Here is a 25,026-nt window from a genome sequence, read left to right as displayed (position 1 = left end):
AGAATGGGCGCATGACGGACGCAACGAATGCCGAAGCGAAGAAGCAGCGGCGGGGGGATGCCTCCGGCGACGCCCGGGGAAGGGCCCGGACAGGCAGCAGCGTGGTGGACACCAGCACCCTCGTGGACGCAGAAATCGATGAGCTTCCGGCAGCGGAGCCCACCCGGGTGGGCAGCCGCCGTGCCCTTGCCTATCTGGGGGTGTGCCTGGTCCTGATCGGACTGAACCTGCGCAGCGTCTTTTCCAGCCTTTCCGCGGTCCTTCCGGAGGTGACCTCGCAGGCAGCGCTGCCGGGTTGGTCCGTGGTGGTGCTGACCACCGTTCCCGTCACCCTGCTGGGTGTGTTCGCGCCGCTTGCGCCGGTCCTGGCCCGCCGGTTCGGTGCGGAGCGGGTGCTGCTGGGGGCCATGGCCCTGCTGACCGCGGGGCTGCTGCTGCGGCCAGTGGACACCGGTGCTGCCCTGGGCGGCGCCGGCCACCTGCCTGCCCTCCTGGTGGGCACGGCAGCCTGCGGCGCGGCCATCGCATTGTGCAACGTGCTTCTTCCGGGCCTGGTGAAGCGCGACTTCCCGCACCGGCTGGGACTTATGGGCGGCCTCTACACCACCGCGATTTGCGCCTCCGCCGCGCTCGGTGCCGGCTTTACCTACCCGTTCTACACCGCGACGGGGGAGTGGACCAGGGCGCTGTGGGTCTGGGCGGTGCCCGCCGCCGTCGTCCTTCTGTTGTTCCTTCCCGTGGCCGTTCGGCAGGGGACCGTCCGGCACCAGGCGGTCAGGGACGGGGTCAACGTGTGGCGCTCACCCGTTGCCTGGCAGGTGACCATCTTCATGGTGCTGCAGGCCATGATGTCCTTCAGCGGCTTCGCCTGGCTGGCCCCCATCCTCCGCGAGAGGGGTGTTGACGGGGCCACCGCGGGGCTGATCGTTGCCGTGTGCATCGTGCTGCAGATGCTGGGTTCCCTGTTCGCCCCCGCACTGGCCGCCAGGTTCCGGGACCAGCGCGCCATCAACACGGTGGTGGCGCTGATGACCGGCAGCGGGTTCGTGCTGAGCATCCTGGGCCCGCTGGACCTGGTCTGGGTGTGGGCCGGGCTGCTGGGGCTGGGGCAGGGAAGCCTTACCGCCTGCGCGCTGACCCTGATCATGCTCCGCACGCGCGACGGGCATACCGCCGCGCATCTTTCGGGCATGATGCAGGGTGTTGGCTACGGGGTGGGCTCCACGGGAACCCTCATGGTGGGCCAGCTGCACCAGGCCACCGGGTCCTTCATTCCCGCCGGAGTCCTGTTCATGGTGGTCGGCCTGCTCGCGGCGGTCTTCGGCTACCGCTCCGGCCGGGACCGGTACGTGGGCTAGGGAACGCTGTGCGCGACTCCACCCTCCCGGCCGCCCATCCCGCCACCGGGATCTTCCGGCCCCCGTACTTCTGGGTCACCATCGGCACCTGCGCCCTGGTGTTCCTGGCCGCCTTCGAATCCCTTGCCGTGACCACCATCATGCCCCTGGTCAGCCGGGAACTGAACGGCGGAAGCCTCTACGCCCTGGCCTTTGCGGGACCCTTGGCAACCGGCGTGATCGGCATGGTGGGCGCGGGCAACTGGTCCGACCGCCGCGGCCCGGCCATGCCGCTCTACACCTCCGTGGCACTGTTCGTGGCCGGCCTGCTGATCGCGGGCACCTCAAGCTCCATGCCCGTGCTGGTTGCCGGCCGGCTGGTCCAGGGGCTCGGCGGCGGCGCCCTCACCGTGGCGCTTTACGTGCTGGTGGCGCGGTTCTTTCCCGGGCCGCTGCACCCCAGGATCTTCGCCGCATTCTCGGCCGCGTGGGTGGTTCCCTCGCTGGTGGGGCCCTTCGCCGCCGGCGTCGTGGCCCAGGTCTTCAGCTGGCACTGGGTGTTTCTGGGTGTGGTTGGCCTGGTCATTCCGGCGCTGGCAATGATCGCCCCGGTACTGCGGGGGCTTGCAGAGCGCGAAAAGACAGGAGCGCCGGATAACACTGCTCCGCCCTGGGCCCCCGGACGCCTGGGGTGGGCGGCGCTGGCCGCGCTCGCCGTGCTGGGCCTGAACCTTTCCGCCGACGTCAGCATCCCCGCTTTTCCCGCCGCCACGGCACTCCTGGCGTCCGCCGCCGTCGTCCTTGCCTTGGTGGCTGTCCGGCCCCTGGTGCCCGCCGGTACCCTCACAGCCCATCGCGGGCTGCCGAGCGTGATCCTGGCGCGGGGCCTCGCCTCGGCGTCGTTCTTCGGCGCTGAGGTCTATCTGCCCTACCTGCTGATCGACCGGTACGAATTCCCGCCCACCCTGGCGGGCCTGACCCTCACCGGGGGTGCGCTGGCCTGGGCCGGTGCCGCCGCTGTCCAGGGCCGGCTGGGCTCCCGGCTCCCGGATCTCCGCGCCGTCCGGGTGGGGTCGCTCATGGTCCTGGCGGCCGTGCTCCTGGCCCTGGCCACCACCGCGCTGCACTGGCCGGCCGCCGTCGCCATCGCCGGCTGGGTCCTGGCGGGCGGCGGCATGGGCCTGCTCTACCCGCGCCTGAGCGTGATGACCCTGGCGCTGTCCACCAAGGAGAACGAAGGCTTCAACAGCTCCGCCATGTCCATCTCCGATTCCCTCGGCGGGGCATTGTCGCTCGCCACCACAGGGCTCGTCTTCGCAGCCTTTACGACGGCGGCCCAGTCCTTCGCGGGCGTCTTCGCCTTCACCGCGGCCATCGGCGTCGCCGCGGCACTGGTGGCACCCCGCGTCACCGCCGGGAAGCCCGCGGGGAACTAGGGCAGGCGGGTGGCGCGCAGGACGACGTCGGCAATGGTCGCCTCCTGCCCCTCCGGCCCGGTCACCGGCCGCTCCCTGCTGGTGAGGACCTCGATCTGCCACCCGGGGCCGTTGAGCTTCAGTTCGCGGACCACGTCATCACCCGTGTAGAACATGTCCAGGTGCTGGTGGTGGTCGTTGCCCCAGGGCGGCAGCCGGTCCGGGTGGTGGCCCACCACCAGCAGGGTTCCGCCGGGCTTGACGGCGGAGGCAGCCGTGCGCAGCGGGATCCGCCAGTCCAGTTCCTGGGAATGCAGGAACTGGGACGTCACCAGGTCATAGGAAGTGCCGGGTTGCCACTGCGTCAGGTCCGCCAGTTGCCAGGTGATCCGGCTGGCGATGTCGCCATTGGACGCGCGTACGCTTTCCCGCGCCAGCTCCGCCAGTTCGTGGGAATGCGCCCGTTCCAGGGCGACGGCGGAAACGTCGACGGCGGTCACGGACCAGCCCTGCTGGGCAAGCCAAATGGCGTCGGCGCCTTCGCCGCATCCCAGTTCCAGCGCCTTGCCCGGACGCAGTCCGCCGGCTTCCCGGACCAGCTGCTGGTTCGGCTTTCCGCTCCAAAGCCGCGCCTTGGTGCGGTACCGCTCGTCCCATGCCGCTGCGGGATCGATGCCGCCGCCGCCCCCTTCCGGCGCGCCGCCGCCGTCGTTCCCGTGATGCCGGTGGGTCTCCTCGTGCTGCGTCTCCTGGCGCCGGCCCGGCTGTTCGCTCATGCCTCAACAGTGCCCCGCCGGAGCCCCGAAGGCAACGCCGGGGACGGGTACAGGGCCGCGGGGTGCTAGACTGGAGGAACTTGATGTGCAGTGATGCCGCCTGCTCCTGATCTGGAGAACCTTTCCAGGGAGTGGGCTTTCTTCATGTGAGAGGCACATCCTGCGTCGATGAACGCGTTCCATTTGGTCCCTGCCGGCTGTCCTTATTTGCAGCGGCACGGTTGATCACCTGACTTTTCTTCGGCGAACCCCTGGTCCAACCGGCATCGGGGGCCGATATCCGCATGGATACCGCCTGAAAGACCGTAAAAACTACATGACAACTTTTGCTGCCCTCGGTACTCCCAAGGCCCTTGCAGACACCCTTTCCGCCCAGGGAATTGTTGAACCGTTCCCCATCCAGGTGAAGACCCTTCCGGACACACTGTCCGGTCGTGACGTCCTGGGCCGCGGCCGGACCGGATCCGGCAAGACCATCGCTTTCGCCATCCCGCTTGTAGCAAGACTCGCTGAGCGGGAAGCCAAGCACTTCCGCAAACCCGGCCGCCCCATGGGCCTGGTCCTGGCACCCACCCGTGAACTGGCAACCCAGATCAACGCCACCATCGAGCCGCTGGCCAAGGCCGCCGGCCTGAACACCACCGTGATCTACGGCGGCATCTCCCAGGCCCGCCAGGAAAAGGCGCTGCGTGCCGGCGTCGACATCGTCATCGCCTGCCCAGGCCGCCTGGAGGACCTGATCCGCCAGCGCATCCTGACCCTGGAGGCAGTGGAGATCACGGTCCTGGACGAGGCCGACCACATGGCCGACCTCGGCTTCCTGCCCGTGGTCAAGAAGCTCATGGACATGACCCCCAGCCAGGGCCAGCGCCTGCTCTTCTCCGCCACCCTGGACAACGGCGTGGACAAGATCGTCCAGCGCTACCTGTCCAACCCGCTCACCCACTCTGTGGACGACCCGCAGGCCGCGGTGACCACCATGGAGCACCACGTGCTGGTGGTCAACGACCAGACCGTCAAGAAGCAGCTGATCGTTGAGCTCGCTTCGGGTGCCGGCCGCCGCGTCCTGTTCATGCGGACCAAGCACCACGCCCGCAAGCTGGCCAAGACCTTGACCGACGCCGGCATCCCCGCCGTCGACCTGCACGGCAACCTGTCGCAGAACGCCCGCGACCGCAACCTCGCCGAGTTCTCCAACGGCGACGTCCGCGTCCTGGTGGCCACCGACGTCGCTGCCCGCGGTGTCCACGTCGATGACGTCGAACTGGTCATCCACGTGGACCCGCCCACCGAGCACAAGGCGTACCTGCACCGTTCCGGCCGCACCGCGCGTGCCGGCTCCGACGGCACCGTGGTCACGCTGACCCTCCCGGAGCAGCAGTCCGACGTCAAGAAGCTCATGAAGGCTGCCGGCGTCGACGTGAACTTTGAGCGCGTCACGGCAAACTCCCCGCTCGTGGCCGACCTGGTGGGCGAGATCGCCGACAAGGTCGACCCCCGCACCCGCGCCGCTCTGATGGCCGCCAAGGCTCCCCGCCAGGGCGGCGGCACCTCCACCGGTGCCAATGCTGAGCGCAAGCGTGCACGCCGCCAGGCTGCACCGTCTGCCGGTGGGCGCGGCGGCCGGGGCGGACGCGGCAAGGTTTCGGCCGAACCGGCCCGCACCGATGTTCCCCGCGCCGAGCGCCGGGCCGTGGCCTTCGAGGGCCGCACGGAAGCCCGCGCGGCATTCGACCGCAATGCCGAGCAAAATGAGGACCGCGCGGTGGCAGCAGCCGCTGCCCGCCGCAACGCCCGTGGCCGTGGTACCGCTTCGACCCACCGCAACGACGTCCCCGCAGCAGGTGGCCGCTCATCGGCCGGCCGCGGTTCGGACGGCCGTGCAGCAGAGGGCCGGGGCGATTCCCGGATCACCCGCAGCGACGCACCGCGCGGCGGCACCGGCCGTCCGGCTTCAGGCGGACGCCCCGCCGGCGGCGGCCAGCGCAGCGGCCGCCCCGCAACCGGCCAGCGTGCAGCAGCGGGGGCATCCGGCCAGCGCTCAGGTGCGGGTGCAACCGGCGGCAGCAAGGCTGTCTGGTCCTCCAACACCGGTGGAACCTCAGGCGGCTCCTACAGTGCAGGCAATGGCGGCGGCTCCGGCCGTCCGGCCCGCAGCGGCCCGCGCCGCGCGTCCGCCCCGGCGTCGAACGAACGCCGCGGCCGCTAGCCAATGAACTAGCCAATGAAAATGGCGGGCTCAACCACACGGTTGAGCCCGCCTTTTTTGTATTTGACGTACCTACCAGCCGCGGGCGCGCCACTCTTCCAGATGCGGCCGCTCGGCGCCCAGCGTGGTGGGCTTGCCGTGCCCCGGGTGCACCACGGCGCTGTCCGGGTAGGCATTGAACAGCCGCTCCGTGACATCGGACAGGAGCTGGGTGAACCGGCCGGGATCCTTCTGCGTGTTGCCCACTCCGCCCGGGAACAGCGAGTCGCCGGAGAAGATGTGGGCGGGGCCGTCCGGATCCTGGTAGACAAAAGCGATCGAGCCGGGCGTGTGCCCGCGCAGGTGCACGGCGGTCACGTCGAAGCCGTCGAAATTGCCGACGTCCCCGTGGCCAAGCCGCACGTCCACGGGAACCGGCAACGCATCGGCGTCGTCCGCTCCGGCGGCTGTCCGCGCGCCGGTGGCCTCCACCAGCCCCTTGAGCGCCCGGACATGGTCCCAGTGCTGGTGCGTGGTTGCGACCAGCGCCAGGCGCGGAGTGGCCGATGTGTCCGCAGCGCCGTCCGCGAGCAGCTGCTGGATGGCAGGGAGATCGTCAGCGGCGTCAATCAGCAGCTGTGCCCCGCTTTCCTTGGCGGTCAGCAGGTACACGTTGTTGTCCATCGCACTGACGGAGATGCTGCGGATGGTCAGGGCCGGCAGGTCGTAGCGAAGTGATTCCATGGGCTTTGTTCCAGCCACGGGCTACAGGTCCAGCGGCAGGGTGGTCGAGTAGACCTGCTTGGATGGCGGCGCGGCCAGGACCTCATGCAGCGCGCTCTTGCCTTCCGGTGTTCTCCGCCAGGCCGCGTAGTCGTCATGGTCCTGCGTGGTGGCCCAGGTTTCCACCACCAGGATGTGGCAGGGGTCGGCGTCATCCACCAGCGCTTCGATGCCCTGGTTGCCGGGCCACGCCCGGGTGGCGGCCAGCGTTTCGGACAGGTACTTCGCGGCGTTCTCGCGGTGGGCGGGGTCGATCTGGACTTCGAAGTGGACGATGGCAGGCATGGGGCTCCTTGGGTTGGGTGAGGGACGGGTTTTTGGAGAGCGGCTTTATTCCCGGCCTTCGGACACCCAGGCGGGGTCCGCTGAACGGGAGCCGACGACGGCGTCCGACGCTGCGTCGAGGGCCTCCAGGTGCGCCGGGGTGAGGTCCAGGGCAAGCGCGCCAAGGTTTTCGTCGATGCGTGCGGCCTTGCGGGTGCCGGGAATGGGGACGACCGGCAGGCCGAGCCGCTTGCCCTGGGCGAGCAGCCAGGCCAGGGCCACCTGCGCCGGCGTGGCGGCCAGCTGGTCCGCCACGGCCCGGACGGCGTCCACCACCGCCTGGTTGGCGCTTGCGGCGTCCGGCGCAAAGCGGGGGATGTTCCGCCGGAAGTCCTTCTCGCCCAGGCTTGCGGTATCGACGGTTCCGGTGAGGAATCCGCGGCCCAGCGGCGAGTAGGGGACGAATCCCACTCCCAGGGCGGCTGCGGCGGGAACAACATTGCGTTCCACGTCCCGGCTCCAGATGGACCATTCGCTCTGGACCGCGGCGATCGGGTGGACCGCTGCCGCGTCCTGCAGCTCCTGCGCCGTCACTTCTGACAGGCCCAGGTGCTTGACCTTGCCCTGCTGGACCAGTTCCGCCATGGCGCCCACGGTTTCCTCGATGGGCACCCTGACGTCCCGGCGGTGCATGTAGTACAGGTCGATGGCGTCGGTGCCCAGCCGCTGCAGGCTCCGCTCAACCGCCTGGTGCACGTACCCGGCGTCGCCACGGATGTCCGTGTAGCCGTCAGTCGGCGTGCCCACCAGCGCGAACTTGGTGGCCAGCTGGACCTCGCCCCGTCGGTCCTTGAGCAGCCGGGAAATCAGTTCCTCGTTGCTGCCGCCGCCGTAGATGTCCGCGGTGTCGATGAAGCTGACGCCGGCGTCAACGGCGTGATGCAGTGTCCGCAGTGCCTCGGCGGGGTCAACCTCGCCGTATACGGGGGTAAGGGCCATGCCCCCGAATCCAAGGGGGCTGACGGCCAGGCCGTCGCCAAGCTGGACGGTGCCGCGGCGGTCGGTGGGTGCGTTTGCCATGGGTGCTCCTGTTCGTTTCCTGCTCTTGGAATTGGTTGTCTAAAGCCAGGGGATGATGCGGTCCGCGGCCGGGCGGGTGGCCTGGATCAGCCGGGCATTTGCTTCATCGGGTCCGCCGGCCCAGGCCACCGCAGCCTCCCGGTCCATCCCGAAGGATACGTGCCGGTCCACCAGCCGCTGCAGCCGCAGCGCGGGCGGGGTCTCGAGGAACCAGACCTGGTCCAGTTGCGCCCGTACCTCCTTCCACGGTTCCTGGTCCGCCAGCAGGTAGTTGCCCTCCGTGATGACCAGCGGGACGTCCGCCGGCACGGCAATGGAAGCCGCCACCGGCTCGTCCAGGGCGCGGCGGAACTCCGGTGCGTAGACGACGGCCTCGTCCCGGCGCACCAGGCGGCGCAGCAGCGAAAGGTATCCGCCGGCGTCGAACGTATCAATGGCGCCTTTACGCTGCCGCAGCGGGGTCCCCTCGATGATGGCGTTGCCCAGGTGGAAACCGTCCATGGGAACCACAACCGACATTCCCGGGCCGAACTGCTCCTGCAGCCAGGCGGCAAAGGTGGACTTCCCGGAGCCCGGCGCCCCGGCGATGCCCAGGATGGTCCGCGTTCCGGGCGCTACCCGGTGCCGCAGGGCGTCCAAGGCGTCAGTGATCTCGGGGGAGTCCATGGCAAAAGCCTAACCGCCGGGATCAGCGGCGGCTCGACTCCACGGGATAGTCAGCGGCGGCGTGGTCCCTGGCCGGCAGCGCCTTGAGGCCGGCCGCGCAGCCCACGATGCCTGCGATGAACAGCAGTTTCACCACGCTGAACGGTTCCACCCCGGTGGCCATCGCCCAGCCCACCGTCAATGCGGCGCCAATGCCCACCCAGATGGCGTAGGCGGTGCCGAGCGGAATGCTGCGGATGGACATGCCCAGGCCCAGCATGCTCAGGGCGGCCGTGACGGCGAAGACGAGCGTGGGCAGCGGCCTGCTGAAACCGTCGGACAAGCCCAGCGCCGTGGCCCACACGGCTTCCAGGACAGCGGAGGCCAGGAGCACCAGCCAGGGAAACGGGCGCTTCATCATCACGCCACCACCTTCAGGCCAACCACGCACGCGGCGATGCCGGACAGCAGCAGCAGGCGCGCCGCCGTCGGACGTTCAACCTTGCTGGCCATCGCATAGGCGGAGGTCAGGACCACGCCCACCCCCACCCAAACCGCGTAGGCAGTGCCGGTGGGAATGGACTGCATGGCCACGGCCAGTCCGCCGGTGCTGGCGGCAACGGCCACAAGGAACAGGGCGGCAGGGGCCACGCGCCGGCGGCCGGAAGCCCGGGAGGCGTTGTGCAGGGCGGCTGCCCAGACGGCCTCCAGCGCGCCGGAAAGAAGAAGGATTAACCACGCCATGACCAGATCCTTTGGCCAGTCTTGTCGCGTGCCGGGTACTGAACCGTCGTCCGGAGGCTCGGGGTGGAGCCTTGGATCCCAGCGTAGCAACGCACGACGGCGGGCGGCCACGTTGGTGCCCAACCTCACCACCCGCGGTGGCCGGCCGGATCAACCGGCGCTCTCAGCCGGCGCGTTGCGCCAGCAGCTGTTCCACCCGCTCCGGCGCGTAGAGGCTCTCCTCCACCAGCCGGCACAGGCCCACTGCGGTGGCCTTCCGGCTGTCAGCAGGGACGATCTCCAGATCCACCAGCGAGGGTTCGAAGGCATCGGCCAGGATTTGCTGCCGGCAGGCCTGCAGGAAACCAGGGAGGACCCCCACCAGCCCGCCCACCGCCACCCGGCCGGGGTTCAGCGTTCCCACGATGGCGGCGAGGACGCGTCCGAGCACCCTTCCGGCGTCTGCGACTGCGGCACGGACGTCCGGATCGTCGTCGGCCGCGTCAACGAGCCGCCGCAGCGACCCGTAATGTGCAAATTGCGGGGCGGCAAGCAGCGCGCGCCCGGAGGCCACCGCCGCCAGGCAGCCGTCCCTGCCGCACCGGCACCGGCAGCCGGCGGCTTCCGGGATGCGCACATGCCCGATGTCACCGGCGGCCCCGTGGGCGCCGCGCACCAACGAGCCCCGGACAATGATGCCGGAGCCGATCCCGGTGCTGACCTTCACCGCGACGAGGGAGTCGAGCGGGCCGCGGACCTCCCCCACCGCCATTGACCGGGTGTCGTTTTCCAGCAGGACCGGGCAGTCGAGCCTGGATTCCATGGCCTCCTGCAAAAGCTGCAGGTCCCAATGGGCAAGGACGGTCCGCTCCAGGCCCAGGCGGTGGAGGGGGTCAACGGGGGCGGGCAGTCCCACTCCTGCCCCTACGGGTTGCCGGCCGTCCAGCAGCCGCAGCGCCTCACCCACCACCTGGTCCACCACCACCTCCTGCGCATTCCCGATCTCCACAGGGATGCGGACGGAAGCCACCACCTCCCTGCTCAGGGACAGGAGATGGATTCCGGCGTGCGTATGGCCGATTTCCAGGCACACCACCAGCTTGTCGCGGTCATCGAACCGGAGGGAGCGGGGCGGCCGGCCCCGCTGGGCGCGCAGGGGAGTGGACTCGTAGACAAGGCCCGCCGCGAAAAGTGCATCGAGCCGCTCGTAGAGGGTGGATCGCGCCATTCCGGTGATCTCCAGCAGGTCCGCCCGGCTGTACCCCGCGGTGTTGGAGCGCAGGAGCTGGAGAAGATGCCCGGCGCTGGTGGCCGGCCCCGGCGACGGCTGGGCGGTCTCGCCCACCAGCGTCCTCTGCTCCGTCATGCGGCAGGCTTCCTTTCAACTGCGGGCGCGGGCGTGGCCCGTCCATCATTGACGCGATCTGTATCACACAATTATGATCGATCATCAGACAAAATACCTAGCAGCCCTTCACCCCAGGAGGCTCTAATGTCCGTTTCCGCCCACCACGACGTCAGCCGGCGAGCATTGCTGAAGGGGGCCTGACGGTTTTGGCGGCCGGTCCGGTCCTTGCAGCCTGCGGGGTGAATACCAGCGGGAGCGGAGGCAAGGGTTCGGTCAGCTTCCTCTCCACGCAGTTCTCCCCGGTGGAGGAACGCCAGAAGTACGAGGCCACGCTCAAGAAATTCGCGGGGGACATCAGCGTGGCCTACAACCCCGTTGACACGGGCGTATTCAACACCACGCTGAAATCCCAGCTGGCAGCGGGGAAAGTCGAGGTGGGAATCGCAGGCGGACTGCACGGTGACCTGGCCCCCTTCGCCTCGCAGCTTGAGGATCTCAGCTCGCTCATGAACGACCTCTCCTCGGCGGGCTACTCCAAGGATGTGACCGAGCTGGCCAAGCTGGGCACCGACGTCCCCCGGTACATCCCCTGGATCCAGGCCACCTACGTGCTGGCCATCAACAAGAAGGCGCTGCAGTGGCTGCCGTCGGGAGCTGACGTCAACAAGCTCACCTACGACCAGTACCTTGCGTGGGCCAAGGCGGCCAAGGACGCCAACGGCCGGCCCGTCTTCGGCCTTCCCGCCGGCCCCAAGGGACTCCACCACCGCTTCTACCAGGGCTTCCTGCTGCCCAGCTTCACGGGCGGGCAAATCACCACCTTCCGCAACCAGGACGCCGTCAGCGCCTGGACGTACATGCGCGAGCTTTGGGCCAACACGAATCCGGCGTCCACCAACTACGACTTCATGCAGGAGCCGCTGGCCAACGGCGAGGTCCTGGTGGCCTGGGACCACGTGGCGCGCCTCATCACGGCCGTCAAGGACAAGCCGGACGACTGGCAGATGGTTCCGGCCCCGTCCGGGCCCAAGGGCAGGGGCTACCTCCTGATCGTGGGTGGCATGGCAGTGCCGAAGGGTTCCCCCGAGAAGGACAAAGCCTTTGAGCTCATCAAGGCCCTGTCCAAGCCCGAGGCGCAGATCGAGACACTGAAATCCAACGCATTCTTCCCTGTGGTGAAGACGGACATCGGCGGCGACCTGCCAGGCGGCATCGCCCTTGAAGCGAAGGCCGTCAAGGCGCAGCAGGAGGCTTCCGACGCCCTGCTCGCCCTGCCGCCCGTGGGCCTGGGCGACAAGGACCCCCAGGTCTCCCAGCTGTTCAAGAACTGCTTCCAGGAGATCTGCCTGAACAACTCGGACGTCAAGGCCACGCTGGACAAGCAGGGCGCGGAACTGGCCAAGATCATGGACACCCTCAACGTCCCGTGCTGGGCGCCGGATCCCAAGACATCCCCCTGCAAGGTCGCGTGATGGCCGCACCGGACGCGCCGGCGGCAGCCAGGCCGCACGTTCCCCCTGCGGGGCCCAAGGTCCGTGCCCCCAGGAGGAGGGAAGCTCCGCGGCCCTGCTCCTGATTGCCCCGTCGATCGTGTTCATGACGCTGCTCTTTGGCTGGCCGATGGTCAGCGGCGTCCTGCAGGCATTCGGCGGCCCCGAAGGCTTGACGACGGCGAACTTTACCCGGATGTCCCAGGACCCGTACTTCTGGTCCTCGGTGGGCAACACCCTCCTGCTCATCGTGGTGATGATCCCCATCCAGTTCGTCCTCGCCCTGGCGATGGCCCTGCTGATCCGGGCCAAGCCCCGGGGGCGTCTGCCTACTTCTACATCTGGGCCATCCCGCTCGCGGTCAGCGACCTCGCCGCCGGCCTGGTGTGGCTGACGGTCTTCACGGACCGCGGCTACCTCAACTCGCTCCTTGCATCCATGGGCCAGCAGCCCGTCTCCTGGCTCGCCTATGACAACTACCCCTCCATGTTCGCGGCGGTGCTCATTGCGGAGGTGTGGCGTGCCACGTCGCTGGTGTTCGTGATTGTCGTGGCCGGCCTGCAGTCCATTCCCAAGGATTACGAGGAAGCCGCCGGGGTCTTCGGGGCCAGCTTCTGGAACCGGCTGTGGCACGTGACCCTGCCGCTGCTGCGTCCCAGCCTGCAAACAGCGTTGATCCTGAGGACCATCCTGGCCTTCCAGACATTCGCCGTTGCCCTTGCCCTCACCGGCCAGAACTTTCCGCTGGTGGTGGGCGAGACCTACCGCTGGTACACAGGCCTGCAGGATCCCAACGTGGCATCGGCGCTGGCGCTGGTGGTCATGTTCGTCTCCATGGTCACGGCCGTGGGCTACCTGAAACTCCTGAGGGACCAGACGGAGGCGGCGCGATGAGCCATGCAACGACGGCCAGGACCACTGCCGGTGCCGACCGGCCCGAACCCGAGGTGGACCGCCGGCCCCTGGCCCGGCAGCGCCGCAACCGGGTGCTCCTCCAGGTGGCCTGCATCCTGATCACGCTCTTCATGGCACTGCCCATCTACCTGATCGCCCTGGCCGCGATGTCCAGCCGGCAATCGCTGCAGAAGTTCCCGCTCAGCTTCATCCCTGACAACTTCTCCACCGAGACCATGCAGACATTCCTGCAGTCCACCGGCATCCTGGGCGGCCTCATCAACTCCGTCCAGGTGGGCGTGTTCACGCTTGTGCTGTCGCTGCTCATCGGCGTTCCGGCAGGATACGCCGTGGCGCGCTTTGCCTTCCGGGGCAGGGAGCCGTACCAGCTCTTCCTGCTGTTCACCCGCGCCCTGCCGATCGTGGTGCTGTCCGTGCCGCTGGCCCAGCTCTTCCTGCAGACGGGGCTGTACGACAGCGCGCTCGCCGTCGTCCTGCTCCACTCGGCGCTGGCCCTGCCCACCACCATCCTGATTACGGCCTCGGTGTTCCTCGGTGTTCCGCGGGACGTGGAGGAAGCGGCGCGGATCTTCGGCTGCAGCCCGGTGCAGGCCTTCCTCAAAGTGGTGCTGCCCATGGCCATACCCGGCATCGCGGCGGCCTCGATCTTCACGTTCGTCATGTCCTGGAACGAGGTCCTGGGCGCGTCGATCCTGACCCTGAACCAGCGCACCCTCCCCGCCCAGGTCCTCAGCTCCCTCGCCGAATCGCCACTTGCCTACCGCTTCGCCGGCGGCTTCCTGCTGGTGGTCCCGGCACTGGTCTTCATCTTCTTCATGCGCCGCTACCTCACCAACATGTGGGGCTCCACCATCCGCTGATTGCGTCCCAGAGAGGCCGTCCCATGGCTGACATCTCCATCAAGGGTCTGCACAAGACCTACCCGGGCAGCACCGAGCTGGCCACGAACAACGTCTCCCTCGAGGTTGCCGAGGGCGAGTTCATGGTGCTGCTGGGACCCTCCGGCTGCGGGAAGACCACCCTGCTGCGCATGGTGGCGGGCCTGGACTTCCCGGACCAGGGCAGCATCTCCATCGGCGGGAGGGACGTGACCTACCTGCCCCCGCAGGACCGCAACCTGTCCATGGTCTTCCAGTCCTACGCCGTCTTCCCGCACCGGAACGTCCGCACCAACATCGCGTTCGGGCTGATGATGAAGAAGGTCCCCCGGGAAGAGCTGGAGCGGAAGGTGGAATGGGCGGCGGACCTGCTGCAGCTGAGCCCGTACCTGGACCGCTACCCCGCCAACCTCTCCGGCGGCCAGCGGCAGCGTGTCGCCGTGGCCCGGGCCATCGTCATGGACGCCGATGTGCTGCTGATGGATGAGCCCCTGTCCAACCTGGATGCCCTTCTTCGCCTCGACTTCCGCGCCGAGTTGAAGAAGATCGTCCAGCAGCTGGGTTCCACCACGCTGTACGTCACCCACGACCAGGTGGAGGCGATGAGCCTCTCGGACCGGGTGGCGGTGATGAAGAAGGGCCAGATCGCCCAGCTCGGCCACCCGATCACGGTGTACGAGGAGCCGGCCGACCGCTTTGTGGGCGGTTTCATCGGATCCCCGCCCATGAATTTCCTGGACGGCCGGATCACCCCGCAAGGAGGCCTGGAAGTGGGCGGCCAGAGCATCGCGGCGCCCGAATTCCTGGCCCGGGCAGCGGCCCGTACCGGCGGCACGGCGGTCATGGTGGGCATCCGGGCCGAGAACATTTCGCTGGAGCAGCGGGGCGCGGAGGGTTCCCTGGATGCGGCCGTGGAGGTGGTGGAACCGCTCGGACACGCCACCTTGCTGACAGTGGACCTGGGTGGGCAGACCGTCAAGGTCCAGGTTCCCTCAACAGCGCGGGTTTCGGCGGGGGACACGGTGGGACTGCGTTTCGAGCAAAGCGCCCTCCGCTTTTTCGACACGGAAACCCAGTTGGGGCTGACGGCGTGAGCGCCGAAGCGGACGCGACTGGTTTTCCGCTTCGGGACCTGGCGGACATGAGGCAGCGGGCCAGGGATGTCCTGGCCGCCAATGACCTGGGCACCATGGTCACCGCCGCGCCGAATCTCTACCCGCACATGTGGAGCTGGGACGCGGCCTTCGTGGCCACCGGCCTGTCCACGGTGAGCGTGGCCCGGGCGCTGCAGGAGCTGGACTACCTTCTCGCGGCGCAGTGGAAAAGCGGGATGATTCCGCACATCGTGTTCTCCGACGTCCCCGGCTACTTCCCGGACGTGGAGCGGTGGGGAACGCGCGGAGCATCGCCCGAGGGGGTGCAGTCCAGCGGCATCTGCCAGCCGCCCGTCCACGCGACGCTGCTGCGCCGCATCGTGGAGCGCGCGACGGCGGCGGGCGGCGAGGACGCCCGGCTCGCCGAAGAGTTCACCCGGCGGACGCTGCCCCAGTGGATCCGCTGGCATGCGTGGCTGCGCACCAGCCGCGGTGGCGACGGCTCGGGCCTGCTCACGATCTACCATGGCTGGGAGTCCGGCATGGATAACTCGCCGCGGTTCGACGGACCATACTCCAGGGTCCATCCCGGGCCGATGGAGCCCTTTGTCCGGACGGACACGCAAAAGGTCACCGACCGGAGCCAGCGGCCCAGCGACGAGGAATACAGCCGCTACCTCTGGCTGGTGCAGCAGATGGCCGGCGTCCGGTTTGACGACGCCCGTCTGCCGGAAGTGATGGACTTCCAGGTCAAGGACGTCTTCATGTCGGCGATCTTCGCCGCGGCCAACGAGGACCTGGCCGTGTTGGCTGAACACATCGGCCTGCGCGGGGATGTGGCCCGGTTGCGGGAGTGGGCGGAGGAGTTCCGGGAGGGCGTGGACGCCACCGTGGATGACCAAACCGGGCTGGCGCGGGACCGCGATGTGCTGGCCGGTGAATGGATCGGGTTGCCCACGATGGCCGGGTTCGCGCCGCTCATCTCCACGGCGGATGACTCCCTGTTGCGGCGGCAGCTGGACATCTTCGAAGGACCGGACTGGACCGGCGACCCGCGCCTGGCCTTCCCGCTGCCGGCATCAACCTCCACCACCTATGAGGGCCTCAAACCCCGGCAGTACTGGCGCGGACCGGTCTGGCCGGTGATGAACTGGTTCCTGGCGGGCTGCCTGCGCAGGCGCGGTGACGGGGAACGGTACCTGCGGCTGCGGGACGCTTCCCTTGCCCAGCTGATGGAGGGCCACTTCGCCGAGTACTACGAACCGTTTACCGGCGAGCCGCTTGGCAGCATGGACCAGTCCTGGACGGCGGCCGTTGCCCTGGAATGGCTCGCCGATCCTGACGCCGGCTGACCCGTGGAGGCGCCGCCGTCGTCCCTTCCAGTAACCGCACCACCGGTGCGCCTCCTCATTGCCGGCGCCGGTGCACGGGGTTCCGCCTATGCCCGTCTTGCCGTGGACACCGGCCGGGCCGCCGTGGTGGGGATCGCGGAGCCGCGACGGCACCTGCGCGAAGCCATCGCGGCGGAGCTCCACGTGCCGGCGGAGCGTGTCTTCGAGGACTGGCAGGCCATGCTCCGCACCCGGCTGCCTGCCGACGGCATCATCATTGCCACCCCGGACCGCGACCACGGAAGGCCGTTTGCGGCCGCCGCAGCCCACGGCTACCCGGTCCTCCTGGAGAAGCCCATCGCGCCCGACCCTGCCGGCTGCGCGGAGCTGGCGCGCCTGCAGCAGGAATCGGGAATCAGGGCAGCCGTCTGCCACGTCCTGCGCTACACGCCGCTGACCACCCTGCTGCGGCAACTTCTCTCCGCCGGGGCAGTGGGCCGGGTCATCTCCGTCCAGCACCTGGAACCCGTGGGCTTCTGGCATTTCGCGCACTCCTACGTCCGCGGGAACTGGCGGCGTGAGGCAGAGTCCAGCCCCTTCCTGCTGGCCAAGTGCACGCACGACGTCGACTGGCTCTCCTTCATCATTGGAAGCCGGCCCCTTCGGGTGTCCTCCTTTGGCAGGCTGTCGCATTTCCGGCCGGAGGAAGCGCCGGAAGGCGCGTCAGGGCGCTGCACGGACTGCCCGGCGGAAGCCCGCTGCCCCTATTCGGCCCTGCGAATCTACGGGCCGGGCCGGCCGGCGGACGGTGCCCCTGCGGACCCCGGCAGGGCCTATTTTGCCGACGTGGTGGACCCGGGCGGCACACCGGAATCGCTGTGGAAGGCGTTGGCAACGGGGCCCTACGGGCGGTGCGTCTACTCAGGAGGCAACGACGTGGTGGACCACCAGGTGGTGAACATCGACTACGAGGACGGCACCACCGCCGCCTTCACCGCCACGGCCTTCACCGCCGCAGGCCCGCGCCGCACCAGGATCTTCGGGAGCCACGGAGAAATCTCCGTCGAGGCAGGCAGCATCTCGGTCCATGACTTCCTGACCGGGACCACCACCGCCTACCCCGCCCCCGCCGCTGACCCCACGGTGCCCGGCGAAAAGCATGAAGGCGGCGACCGGGGACTCGTGCAGGCCTGGGTCGCTGCCCTGGCCGGCGGTGACTGGTCCGGAGTGGTGTCGGGGCTGGAGGAGTCATTGGTCAGCCATGCGGTGGTTTTCGCGGCTGAGGAGGCGCGCCGGAGGGGCGCCGTGGTACCGGTGGAAGGGTTCAGTTCCCGGCTGTAACCGGATCGAGCGACACCACGGCCAGGAAGCCGCGGCCCAGGACCTCGGGCGAGTCGGCGTCGGAACCCACCACGGCGTCGTACCTGCCCAGCTCCAGCGGCTCGGTGCCGCTGTCCCTGACCGTCGCCTGCCCCTGCAGCAGCACCGCAAGCTGGCCCTCAAACACTGGGTGGGCGCGCTTCTTGGACAGCTCGATGATGGACGTGTAGCCCTTGAAGGCGGCCGTTCGCGTGATGACGTTCAGGTCCCGGATGTCCCCGGTGGGCAGTTTGGCCACGGTGGCGGCGCCGCCGTCGAACCTGAAGGGACGGTACTTCTCCAGGGGCTGTTCCGCCCCGTCCACGGTGAGCAGCAGCAATTCCCCCTCGACGACCGTCAGGACCCGCTCCATGCCGGGGAACGCGGAGAAGTCCCCGGCCTTGGCCACGTCTGCGATGCTCACACGCCAGTCCCAGCCGCCGTCGGCCGCGCCCTGGCGGGCGATTTCCCTGGTCACCCCGCCGCCGTTGCGCCATGGTTCGGCCTTGAGTTCAGCGAAGCGGATGATCTGCATCAGCCCAGCCTAGTTCGCTGCGGTGGTCACGCGTCGCAGCCCGTACCCTGTCCCTGCTACTCTCCTGCGGGGGGTCATCACGAAAACAGCCTGAAGGAGCCGGGAATGTTCGTTAAAGTGTGTGGTCTCAGCACGCCCGAATCGGTGCGTGAAGCGGTGGATGCCGGCGCGGACGCCGTGGGGTTCGTCCTCACCGCAAGCCCCCGCGTTGTCTCGCCGTCGCAGGTGGCCTCCCTGCTGTCAGGGGTCCCCAAGGGTGTTTCCCCGATCGGGGTCTTCCGGGATGAGCCCGTGGCGGACGCCATCGCCATTGCCCGGGCCGCAGGCCTGGAATGGATCCAGTTGCACGGCCAGCGGTCGCGTGCGGACGTGGCAACAGTGCACGACGCCGGCATGAAGCTGGTCAGGGCCGTCACCATGGGTGCCGCCCAGGATGAGTTCGACGACTGGGGCGAGGACCTGCTCCTGATTGACGCCGCGGTGCCGGGCTCAGGGGAATCCTGGGACTACGCCTCCGTGGCGGACCTGCCGGTGCTGCAGGGACGGAACTGGCTGCTCGCCGGCGGACTGGACGCTGCCAATGTTGGCCAGGCATCAGCGGCCGCGCATGCCTGGGGAGTGGATGTTTCCTCAGGCGTGGAGGCATCCCGGGGCGTGAAGGACCCTGCCAAGATCCGCGCCTTTGTCCACGCCGCAAAGTCGGCCGCCACGGTGTAGGCGCCGCAGCCCGGCCGGGGATCAGGGCAGGATCAGGGGAGTCCCCCAGCGCCGCGTGGCAGGGGCTGGGGGCAGAATGGGTGCATGAAGACACTTCTGAACATCATCTGGCTGGTTTTCGGCGGCCTGTGGCTGGCCCTGGGCTATTTCCTCGCGGGCGTGGTCTGCTGCCTGCTGATCGTCACCATCCCCTGGGGCATCGCCTCGTTCCGGATCGCCGCCTACACGTTGTGGCCGTTCGGCCGGATGGTGGTGGACAAGCCCGGCGGCACCGGTGTCTTCTCGCTGCTGGGCAACGTGATCTGGCTGCTCGTGGCCGGCATCTGGATCGCCATCGGCCACGTGGTGACCGCGTTCGCCATGGCCGTGACCATCATCGGGATCCCGCTGGCCATCGCCAACCTCAAGCTCATCCCGGTATCCCTTATGCCGCTGGGCAAGCAGATCGTGCCCACCAATGCGCCGTTTGTGAGCAACTACCCCGTCAGCCGCCACCGCTAGGCGGATCCGTCCGGGCGCATCGCCCGCAGCACGCAGAACTCGTTGCCGTCGGGATCAGCCATGACAACCCAGGTTGCCGCTGCCCCCTGTCCCACCGAGATTTGCCGGGCGCCCAGCTCTTCCAGCCTGGCCACCTCCGCGTCCTGGTCCTCCGGGCGAAGGTCCAGGTGAAGGCGGTTCTTGAGTTCCTTCTGCTCCGGGACCCTGAGGAAAAGCAGGTCCGGCAACACGCCGTCCCCGGCGCTGCCTGCCGGCGGCTCCAGCACGATCTCGTCGTCCTCTTCATGGGTGCGGCGCCAGCCAAGCGCTTTTTCCCAAAAGGCAGCAGGAACCCGGGGGTCGGTGGAATCAATGGCAAGGGCTTGGATGCGCAGGCTCATCCGTGCAGTTTTGCATCCGGTTCCGGCATCCGTAAACCCGTGGAAGCCGCAGCCCCTTAGAGCGGCCGGAACGCCCCGTTGCGCAGGAGGGCCACCGAATCGCTTTGGTCCAGTTCCGCGGCGATGTCCACGTCCTCTGGGTAGCCGGCCCCGGTCAACTCGCGGCCGCTGGAACACAACTGGAGCATCTCACGCAGCCGAGGTTCGGCGGCTTCGAAAACGGCCATGGCAGCTACCGCCTCCGGCGCGTAGCCGTGCCTGCCGTCCCCGGCTTCGTAGCCGCCCCTGCCGGCGGCCGCCAGCCCGGCGATGAACGCGCCCGCCCCGATCTGGTCCTCCACCGCAGGCCGCAGCGTGCCGTCCGGCCAGCGCTCCCCGGCAGCAACCACCGCCAGTACCGCGTCCTCCGGAAGGTTCGCCGCCACCCAGTCGGCCGTGGCTGCGGCGTTCCGGAGGCACACTGCGGCCACCAGCGGTACGTCCCCGGCCAGCGCGTGGCAGAGTTCCGACCCGTTGGGGGAGGGCAGGACCACTTTTCCCAGGGCTTCTGCCGCGCGGAGGCTTGCGGGGGAGAGGCTCAGCCCGCCACCGCCGCGCGGGCCGGCCAGCTGCGCCTGGTGGTAGGCGGCGAAGTCTTCGGCGCTGGTGTCCCGCCACGGGTAGGGAAACACCTCCGCGCCGCGGTCCAGCGCCACACTGACGCAGGTGCTGAAGGAAAAGACATCCACCACCACCGCAATGTCGGCGCCGGACGCCACGGTCCCGGCTCCATCAAGGCCCCAGTCCAGCCTGACCGTGAACGGAAGCTGGCGGTGCGCGGCATTGGCGGAGTGCGTGTGCCGTGAACCGGAGCCCGGGGCGTTCATGCCAGTTCACCTTTCAGGTTCAGGTGCGCGGCGTCCTGCCATAGTTCCCGGGCCCGCGGGTGGTGGAAGAGCGGGTCCAGTTCCAGCAGGTGGCGCACGACGGCGGCCCTGCCGGCTGCGAAGTCGGCGTCACCGATGTGCGCGTAGTCTTTGCGGACAGCGGCAAGGTAGCGGGCGTATTCCTCAGGATCGCCGCCGAGGACCGAGAGGTCCGCGTCGCAGAGGAGGGCGCCGTCGTGGTCCCCTGGTTCGGGCTGGTGGTCCGACGTGAGCCGGACCAGCCGCGCCACTTCCGCCACCTCGTCCGGCGGCAGCCCGGTCCCGGCCAGTCGGCTTTCCGCCAGCCGGGCGGACTCCTCCTCGTCCCTGCCCGCCGCGCCGCGGTACACGGCATCGTGGAACCAGGCCGCCAGCAGCACGGTCCGCGGCGCCTCGCCCGGTTCGGTGAGCAGGTCCAGTGCCTCCAGGACGGAGAGCAGGTGGGTGCAGCCGTGGTAATGGCGGTGTGGTTCGCTCCATCGGTCCAGCAGGTCCAGGAAGAGTGCGTCACGGCCCGGCATGATGGCTTCCCAGCGGGTCAGCAGTGGGACCTTCAGCGACTTGTTCCGCCGGCGTGCCGGGATCCGGAGCCCGCTGGCGATCAGTTTGCGGACCAGCACCCTGCCCTCCACCCGGACCGCGCCTGCCGCCACCAGCTCCTCAATGCGGCGTTCCGGCACATCGTAATGGTCGCCGTCGAACGCCCGCTCCGGGATCCCCGCGGCAGCTGCGAACGCATGCAGCTCATCCAGCGAAGAGTCCGAGACCAGGTGCGAGAAATGTGTTCCGTGTGCAGGCCACAGCGGCGGGTCGATGTAGATGGCCATGGAAGGAGTCTAGTGCCGCCCTTCGGGCAGGGGACGCGCAGCCACGGGGCACGCAGTCATTTTGCATATGCTCCCAGAAGCGGAGGCATAATCCGCATCTGCGGACTAGAATCAGGGAATGACCCTTATCCGCGTTTCTGAGGCTGCCCGTCTCCTGGGCGTAAGTGACGATACCGTCCGCCGCTGGACGGAGCATGGAACACTTACCCCGCTCCGGGACGGTTCCGGCCGGCTCGCCGTCGATGGACTCGAGCTGGCCACGCATGCGCAAAAGCTGGCCCAGCTGCCCGATGACCCCAAGAGCGGGAGCAGCTCCGCCCGGAACCGGTTCGTGGGCCTGGTCACCAACGTCATCACGGACAAGGTGATGGCACAGGTGGAACTGCAGTGCGGGCCGTTCCGGGTGGTCTCGCTGATGAGCAGCGAGGCCGTGCGGGAACTGGGCCTGGAACCGGGCTCGGTGGCCACGGCGGTGGTCAAGGCAACAACGGTCATCATCGAATCCCCGAAGGGCAGGGCCACCGCATGACCCGGACCTCCACGCGTACCGCGGTGTCCGCCTCCCTGGCGCGGCTCCTTTCCCTTGCTGTCCTGCCGGCCGCCGTGCTGCTGCTGGCCGTCCTCACCGGCTGCGCTGCGGGCGGAGCGGCCCTGGGCACAGGCCCTGGCGAGGACAACAGCGCGGGCAACAGCGCAGGTAACAGCGCAGCCGGCTCAGGCGCCAAGCCGGAAGGCACCATCACCGTTTTCGCGGCCGCCTCCCTCAAAGGCACCTTCACCGAACTCGCCCGCACCTTCGAGGCGGAAAACCCCGGCACCACGGTTGCCCTGAGCTTTGCAGGGTCCTCGGACCTGGCCAGCCAGATCAGCCAGGGGGCGCCGGCGGACGTCTTCGCGCCGGCTGACCTGGCCAACATGAAGAAGGTGGAGGACGCCGGGCTGGTGGACGGCGCCGCCAGGAACTTCGCCACCAACACCCTCGCCATCGCAGTAGCGCCGGGCAACCCGGCAGGAATCACCGCACTGAAGGACCTTGCCCGGCCGGGCCTCAAACTGGTCACCTGCGCAAGGCAGGTTCCCTGCGGGACTGCCGCGGCCACGGCCGCGGAGGCGGCCGGAGTGGCGCTGAATCCGGTCAGCGAGGAGAACGCGGTCACGGACGTCCTGGGCAAGGTGGCCTCCGGGGAAGCCGACGCCGGGCTGGTCTACGGCACGGACATCAAGGCCGCCGGGTCCAAGGTGGCCGGGATCCAGTTCCCGGAATCAGGGAGTGCGGTCAACACCTACCCGATCGCCGGCGTCGCCGGCGGCCGGAACAAGGCCGCCGCACGGGCTTTCCTGGACCTGGTCACCGGTCCGGAAGGCCGGCGCGTCCTCGCTGCAGCGGGGTTTGGGCCGGCCGGAATCGGTGACGGAAGCGTCAAGTGACCCGGGAGCAGGCAGGCAGTCGGCAGCCCTTTCTGCCCATGGTGCGGCGACGCACCCCAAGTCCGGCCTACTCCGGCATCCCCGGCTGGGTCCGCGTGCTGGCCGTCCTGGCCGCCGTCGTCGTCGTGCTTCCGCTGCTGGCGATGGTGCTCCGCGTGGACTGGCCGCGGTTCCTCCCGCTGGTGACCTCCGGGCCGTCGCTGACCGCGCTGGGGCTGAGCCTGCGGACCTCGGCCGCCAGCACCCTGCTGTGCATTGTGCTGGGCGTACCGCTGGCCCTGGTCCTTGCCCGGGACACCTTCCGCCTGCAGGGGCTGCTGCGCTCGCTGGTGCTCCTGCCGCTGGTCCTTCCTCCTGTGGTGGGCGGCATCGCGCTGCTCTACACGTTCGGCCGGCAGGGGCTGCTGGGGCAGGCGCTCAACGTGCTCGGCCTGCAGATCGCATTCTCAACCACCGCGGTGGTCCTGGCGCAGACGTTCGTGGCCCTGCCGTTCCTGGTGGTGAGCCTTGAGGGTGCCCTGCGCACCTCGGGCTCCCGGTATGAGGCGGTGGCGGCGACGCTGGGCGCACGCCCCGGCACGGTGTTCCGTCGCGTCACGCTTCCGCTGGTGCTCCCGGGGCTGGCGTCCGGCGCGGTCCTCGCCTTCGCGCGGAGCCTGGGCGAGTTCGGCGCCACGCTGACGTTCGCGGGCAGCCTGCAGGGGGTGACGCGGACCCTGCCGCTGGAAATCTACCTGCAGCGCGAAACGGACCCGGACGCCGCCGTCGCCCTGTCCCTGGTACTCGTGGCCGTCGCCGTGGCGGTGGTTGCCCTTGCATACCGGCGCCCGGCACCGGGCCGTTCCGGGTCAGGCAAAAGGACGACGGCGCCGGCCCCGGCAGGAGGGGGTGTCCGGTGACATTGTCCTTCCACGCAGTGGTGGCCGGGCGCAGCTTCGACGTGGCCCTGAGCGTCCGACCGGGCGAAACCGTGGCCGTCATGGGGCCCAACGGTGCCGGTAAATCAACCCTGCTGGCCGGCATCGCGGGCCTCCTGCGGCCGGACAGCGGGCGGGCCAAACTCAACGGCAGGACCCTCTTTGACCTCGACGGCGGAAAACGTACGTGGGCGGCTCCGCACCGCCGCGGCACCGCCCTGCTGGCCCAGGAACCGCTGCTCTTCCCCCACCTGAATGCCCTGGACAATGTCTCGTTCGGGCCCCGCAGCGCCGGAGTTTCCAAGCGGAATGCGGAGGAGCAGGCGCTGCACTGGCTGGCCGAGGTGGAGGCCGGAGAACTGGCCGGGCGGCGTCCCGCCCAGCTGTCCGGCGGCCAGGCCCAGCGCGTGGCCGTGGCCCGTGCGCTCGCCGCCGACCCCGCCCTCCTCCTGCTCGACGAGCCGCTGGCAGCCCTGGATATCCACTCCGCGCCGCTGCTGCGCCGCCTGTTCAAGCGCGTCCTCGCAGGCCGGCAGGCCATCATCGTGACCCACGACGTACTGGACGCGCTGGTGCTCGCGGACCGGGTGGTCATCCTGGAAAACGGCCGGATCGCGGAGGAAGGCCCCACCCGGGCGGTGCTGGAGCGGCCGCGCAGCTCCTTTGCCGCCGGGCTCGCCGGGCTGAACTTCATTCCGGGCATCCTCGACGGGGCGGGGGTGCGGACCAGCCACGGCCTGCGGATTGCCGGCCACGACGAGGAAGCCGTCCCCGCCGCGGCGTCCGGGGAGCCTGGCCCGCTGCCCAGGGCGGGCGGTCCCGGCGTCGCCGTGTTCCCGCCGTCGGCCGTTTCCGTGTTCCTCGACGATGCGCACGGCAGCCCGCGGAACTCGTTTGCCGTCACCATCACGGACCTCGAGCCGCACGGCGACCAGATCCGCGTCCGGGCCGGCGGCCTGGCCGCGGACATCACCCCTGCCGCCTCCGCCGACCTGGGCCTTGTCCCCGGCATGACGGTGCACTTCGTGGTCAAGGCTGCGGCCGTGTCCGTGTACGGGACCTAGGCGGAGTATGTCCCGGCAGCCGATTGTCCAAGCAGGCCCGGCGGGACCTCCGGCTCTGGACAGCCGTTTCGCCGTGGGCAAACATGGCTAGTGGACGTCGCCGTCCAAAGTTGAGCGTAGTAGACT

The 25,026-nt window shown here is 69.1% G+C and carries 28 protein-coding genes and 1 riboswitch; of the genes, 16 read left to right on the top strand and 12 right to left on the bottom strand.

Features of this window, described 5'->3' with window-relative positions:
• Nucleotides 1-11: 11 nt before the first annotated feature.
• Together OUO20_RS15235 and OUO20_RS15230 are read left to right on the top strand one after the other, a co-directional pair.
• Nucleotides 12-1,358: an MFS transporter gene (locus OUO20_RS15235; protein WP_208324273.1), complete on the top strand. Its 1,347-nt coding sequence runs from the start codon at nucleotides 12-14 to the stop codon at nucleotides 1,356-1,358.
• An 8-nt stretch (nucleotides 1,359-1,366) separates the two neighbouring features.
• Nucleotides 1,367-2,773: an MFS transporter gene (locus OUO20_RS15230; protein WP_268002082.1), complete on the top strand. Its 1,407-nt coding sequence runs from the start codon at nucleotides 1,367-1,369 to the stop codon at nucleotides 2,771-2,773.
• Here OUO20_RS15230 and OUO20_RS15225 read toward each other — a convergent pair.
• A complete protein-coding gene (locus tag OUO20_RS15225; RefSeq protein ID WP_268002081.1) occupies nucleotides 2,770-3,528 on the bottom strand; it encodes an SAM-dependent methyltransferase in 759 nt (252 codons plus the stop codon). The two genes, OUO20_RS15230 and OUO20_RS15225, sit on opposite strands and share 4 nt — an antisense overlap.
• Nucleotides 3,529-3,844: 316 nt before the next feature.
• Between OUO20_RS15225 and OUO20_RS15220 the strand changes: the two genes are divergently transcribed.
• Nucleotides 3,845-5,737: a DEAD/DEAH box helicase gene (locus OUO20_RS15220; protein ID WP_018770079.1), complete on the top strand. Its 1,893-nt coding sequence runs from the start codon at nucleotides 3,845-3,847 to the stop codon at nucleotides 5,735-5,737.
• A gap of 72 nt (nucleotides 5,738-5,809) precedes the next feature.
• Here OUO20_RS15220 and OUO20_RS15215 read toward each other — a convergent pair whose 3' ends face one another.
• The 7 genes from OUO20_RS15215 to OUO20_RS15185 all read right to left on the bottom strand — a co-directional run bounded on the left by OUO20_RS15215 (nucleotide 5,810) and on the right by OUO20_RS15185 (nucleotide 10,577).
• A complete protein-coding gene (locus OUO20_RS15215; RefSeq protein WP_018770080.1) occupies nucleotides 5,810-6,460 on the bottom strand; it encodes an MBL fold metallo-hydrolase in 651 nt (216 codons plus the stop codon).
• 21 nt (nucleotides 6,461-6,481) lie between these two features.
• A complete protein-coding gene (locus OUO20_RS15210) occupies nucleotides 6,482-6,784 on the bottom strand; it encodes a putative quinol monooxygenase (RefSeq protein ID WP_018770081.1) in 303 nt (100 codons plus the stop codon).
• Nucleotides 6,785-6,829: 45 nt separating this feature from the next.
• The gene (locus OUO20_RS15205) at nucleotides 6,830-7,843 is read right to left on the bottom strand and encodes an aldo/keto reductase (RefSeq protein ID WP_018770082.1); all 1,014 of its coding nucleotides are present in this window, start codon (nucleotides 7,841-7,843) and stop codon (nucleotides 6,830-6,832) included.
• 39 nt (nucleotides 7,844-7,882) lie between these two features.
• A complete protein-coding gene (locus OUO20_RS15200) occupies nucleotides 7,883-8,509 on the bottom strand; it encodes a nucleoside/nucleotide kinase family protein (protein ID WP_018770083.1) in 627 nt (208 codons plus the stop codon).
• Between the two features lie 22 nt (nucleotides 8,510-8,531).
• Nucleotides 8,532-8,909 (bottom strand): DMT family transporter, encoded by a 378-nt coding sequence (locus OUO20_RS15195; RefSeq protein ID WP_056391787.1) that lies wholly within the window; start codon nucleotides 8,907-8,909, stop codon nucleotides 8,532-8,534.
• Nucleotides 8,909-9,232, bottom strand: coding sequence for a DMT family transporter (locus OUO20_RS15190; protein ID WP_056391785.1), 324 nt, complete (start codon nucleotides 9,230-9,232; stop codon nucleotides 8,909-8,911). The genes OUO20_RS15195 and OUO20_RS15190 overlap by 1 nt, the downstream gene beginning before the upstream one ends.
• A 10-nt stretch (nucleotides 9,233-9,242) precedes the next feature.
• A riboswitch (guanidine-III (ykkC-III) riboswitch) is annotated at nucleotides 9,243-9,308 on the bottom strand.
• A gap of 87 nt (nucleotides 9,309-9,395) precedes the next feature.
• Nucleotides 9,396-10,577 carry an ROK family transcriptional regulator gene (locus OUO20_RS15185; RefSeq protein WP_056391782.1) on the bottom strand — a complete coding sequence of 394 codons (1,182 nt, stop codon included), beginning with the start codon at nucleotides 10,575-10,577 and terminating at the stop codon, nucleotides 9,396-9,398.
• A gap of 221 nt (nucleotides 10,578-10,798) precedes the next feature.
• Between OUO20_RS15185 and OUO20_RS15180 the strand changes: the two genes are divergently transcribed.
• The 7 genes from OUO20_RS15180 (at nucleotide 10,799) to OUO20_RS15150 (ending at nucleotide 17,608) form a co-directional block, all read left to right on the top strand.
• The gene (locus tag OUO20_RS15180) at nucleotides 10,799-12,031 is read left to right on the top strand and encodes an ABC transporter substrate-binding protein (protein ID WP_268002080.1); all 1,233 of its coding nucleotides are present in this window, start codon (nucleotides 10,799-10,801) and stop codon (nucleotides 12,029-12,031) included.
• A 124-nt stretch (nucleotides 12,032-12,155) separates the two neighbouring features.
• Nucleotides 12,156-12,443, top strand: coding sequence for a hypothetical protein (locus OUO20_RS15175; protein WP_268002079.1), 288 nt, complete (start codon nucleotides 12,156-12,158; stop codon nucleotides 12,441-12,443).
• The gene (locus tag OUO20_RS15170; RefSeq protein WP_268002078.1) at nucleotides 12,434-12,943 is read left to right on the top strand and encodes a carbohydrate ABC transporter permease; all 510 of its coding nucleotides are present in this window, start codon (nucleotides 12,434-12,436) and stop codon (nucleotides 12,941-12,943) included. Before OUO20_RS15175 ends, OUO20_RS15170 begins: the two co-directional genes overlap by 10 nt.
• Nucleotides 12,940-13,824 (top strand): carbohydrate ABC transporter permease, encoded by an 885-nt coding sequence (locus tag OUO20_RS15165; protein ID WP_144600154.1) that lies wholly within the window; start codon nucleotides 12,940-12,942, stop codon nucleotides 13,822-13,824. Before OUO20_RS15170 ends, OUO20_RS15165 begins: the two co-directional genes overlap by 4 nt.
• A 23-nt stretch (nucleotides 13,825-13,847) precedes the next feature.
• Nucleotides 13,848-14,936 carry an ABC transporter ATP-binding protein gene (locus OUO20_RS15160; RefSeq protein ID WP_144600155.1) on the top strand — a complete coding sequence of 363 codons (1,089 nt, stop codon included), beginning with the start codon at nucleotides 13,848-13,850 and terminating at the stop codon, nucleotides 14,934-14,936.
• Nucleotides 14,933-16,288, top strand: a complete 1,356-nt coding sequence (gene ggh / locus OUO20_RS15155; RefSeq protein ID WP_268002077.1) for a glucosylglycerate hydrolase — start codon at nucleotides 14,933-14,935, stop codon at nucleotides 16,286-16,288. The genes OUO20_RS15160 and ggh overlap by 4 nt, the downstream gene beginning before the upstream one ends.
• 45 nt (nucleotides 16,289-16,333) lie before the next feature.
• On the top strand, nucleotides 16,334-17,608 hold the full coding sequence (locus OUO20_RS15150; RefSeq protein WP_268002076.1) for a Gfo/Idh/MocA family protein: 1,275 nt from the start codon (nucleotides 16,334-16,336) through the stop codon (nucleotides 17,606-17,608).
• Here OUO20_RS15150 and OUO20_RS15145 read toward each other — a convergent pair.
• Nucleotides 17,592-18,161 carry a HutD/Ves family protein gene (locus OUO20_RS15145; RefSeq protein WP_268002075.1) on the bottom strand — a complete coding sequence of 190 codons (570 nt, stop codon included), beginning with the start codon at nucleotides 18,159-18,161 and terminating at the stop codon, nucleotides 17,592-17,594. The genes OUO20_RS15150 and OUO20_RS15145 overlap by 17 nt on opposite strands.
• A gap of 105 nt (nucleotides 18,162-18,266) precedes the next feature.
• Here OUO20_RS15145 and OUO20_RS15140 point away from each other — a divergent pair, with 105 nt between their 5' ends.
• Nucleotides 18,267-18,878, top strand: coding sequence for a phosphoribosylanthranilate isomerase (locus OUO20_RS15140; RefSeq protein WP_268002074.1), 612 nt, complete (start codon nucleotides 18,267-18,269; stop codon nucleotides 18,876-18,878).
• Nucleotides 18,879-18,962: 84 nt separating this feature from the next.
• On the top strand, nucleotides 18,963-19,379 hold the full coding sequence (locus OUO20_RS15135; protein ID WP_018772137.1) for a YccF domain-containing protein: 417 nt from the start codon (nucleotides 18,963-18,965) through the stop codon (nucleotides 19,377-19,379).
• Here OUO20_RS15135 and OUO20_RS15130 read toward each other — a convergent pair.
• Genes OUO20_RS15130 through OUO20_RS15120 form a run of 3 tightly spaced genes read right to left on the bottom strand, consistent with a single transcriptional unit; the run spans nucleotide 19,376 to nucleotide 21,491 of the window.
• Complete coding sequence (locus OUO20_RS15130; RefSeq protein WP_018772136.1) at nucleotides 19,376-19,759, bottom strand: VOC family protein; 384 nt, start codon at nucleotides 19,757-19,759, stop codon at nucleotides 19,376-19,378. The two genes, OUO20_RS15135 and OUO20_RS15130, sit on opposite strands and share 4 nt — an antisense overlap.
• Nucleotides 19,760-19,815: 56 nt before the next feature.
• The gene (locus OUO20_RS15125) at nucleotides 19,816-20,625 is read right to left on the bottom strand and encodes a 2-phosphosulfolactate phosphatase (RefSeq protein ID WP_268002073.1); all 810 of its coding nucleotides are present in this window, start codon (nucleotides 20,623-20,625) and stop codon (nucleotides 19,816-19,818) included.
• Nucleotides 20,622-21,491: a DUF4031 domain-containing protein gene (locus OUO20_RS15120; RefSeq protein ID WP_268002072.1), complete on the bottom strand. Its 870-nt coding sequence runs from the start codon at nucleotides 21,489-21,491 to the stop codon at nucleotides 20,622-20,624. Before OUO20_RS15120 ends, OUO20_RS15125 begins: the two co-directional genes overlap by 4 nt.
• A gap of 118 nt (nucleotides 21,492-21,609) precedes the next feature.
• Here OUO20_RS15120 and OUO20_RS15115 point away from each other — a divergent pair, with 118 nt between their 5' ends.
• Genes OUO20_RS15115 through OUO20_RS15100 form a run of 4 tightly spaced genes read left to right on the top strand, consistent with a single transcriptional unit; the run spans nucleotide 21,610 to nucleotide 24,900 of the window.
• On the top strand, nucleotides 21,610-22,020 hold the full coding sequence (locus OUO20_RS15115) for a TOBE domain-containing protein (RefSeq protein WP_268002071.1): 411 nt from the start codon (nucleotides 21,610-21,612) through the stop codon (nucleotides 22,018-22,020).
• Nucleotides 22,017-22,919, top strand: a complete 903-nt coding sequence (gene modA, locus OUO20_RS15110) for a molybdate ABC transporter substrate-binding protein (RefSeq protein ID WP_268002070.1) — start codon at nucleotides 22,017-22,019, stop codon at nucleotides 22,917-22,919. The genes OUO20_RS15115 and modA overlap by 4 nt, the downstream gene beginning before the upstream one ends.
• A gap of 38 nt (nucleotides 22,920-22,957) precedes the next feature.
• Nucleotides 22,958-23,818 carry an ABC transporter permease gene (locus OUO20_RS15105; protein WP_268002069.1) on the top strand — a complete coding sequence of 287 codons (861 nt, stop codon included), beginning with the start codon at nucleotides 22,958-22,960 and terminating at the stop codon, nucleotides 23,816-23,818.
• On the top strand, nucleotides 23,815-24,900 hold the full coding sequence (locus tag OUO20_RS15100) for a sulfate/molybdate ABC transporter ATP-binding protein (protein WP_268002068.1): 1,086 nt from the start codon (nucleotides 23,815-23,817) through the stop codon (nucleotides 24,898-24,900). The genes OUO20_RS15105 and OUO20_RS15100 overlap by 4 nt, the downstream gene beginning before the upstream one ends.
• The last annotated feature ends 126 nt before the right edge of the window (nucleotides 24,901-25,026 follow it).

The organism is Arthrobacter sp. FX8 (assembly GCF_026723805.1).
Classification (GTDB): Bacteria; Actinomycetota; Actinomycetes; order Actinomycetales; family Micrococcaceae; genus Arthrobacter.
This window is presented reverse-complemented; position numbering and strand designations above follow the sequence as displayed.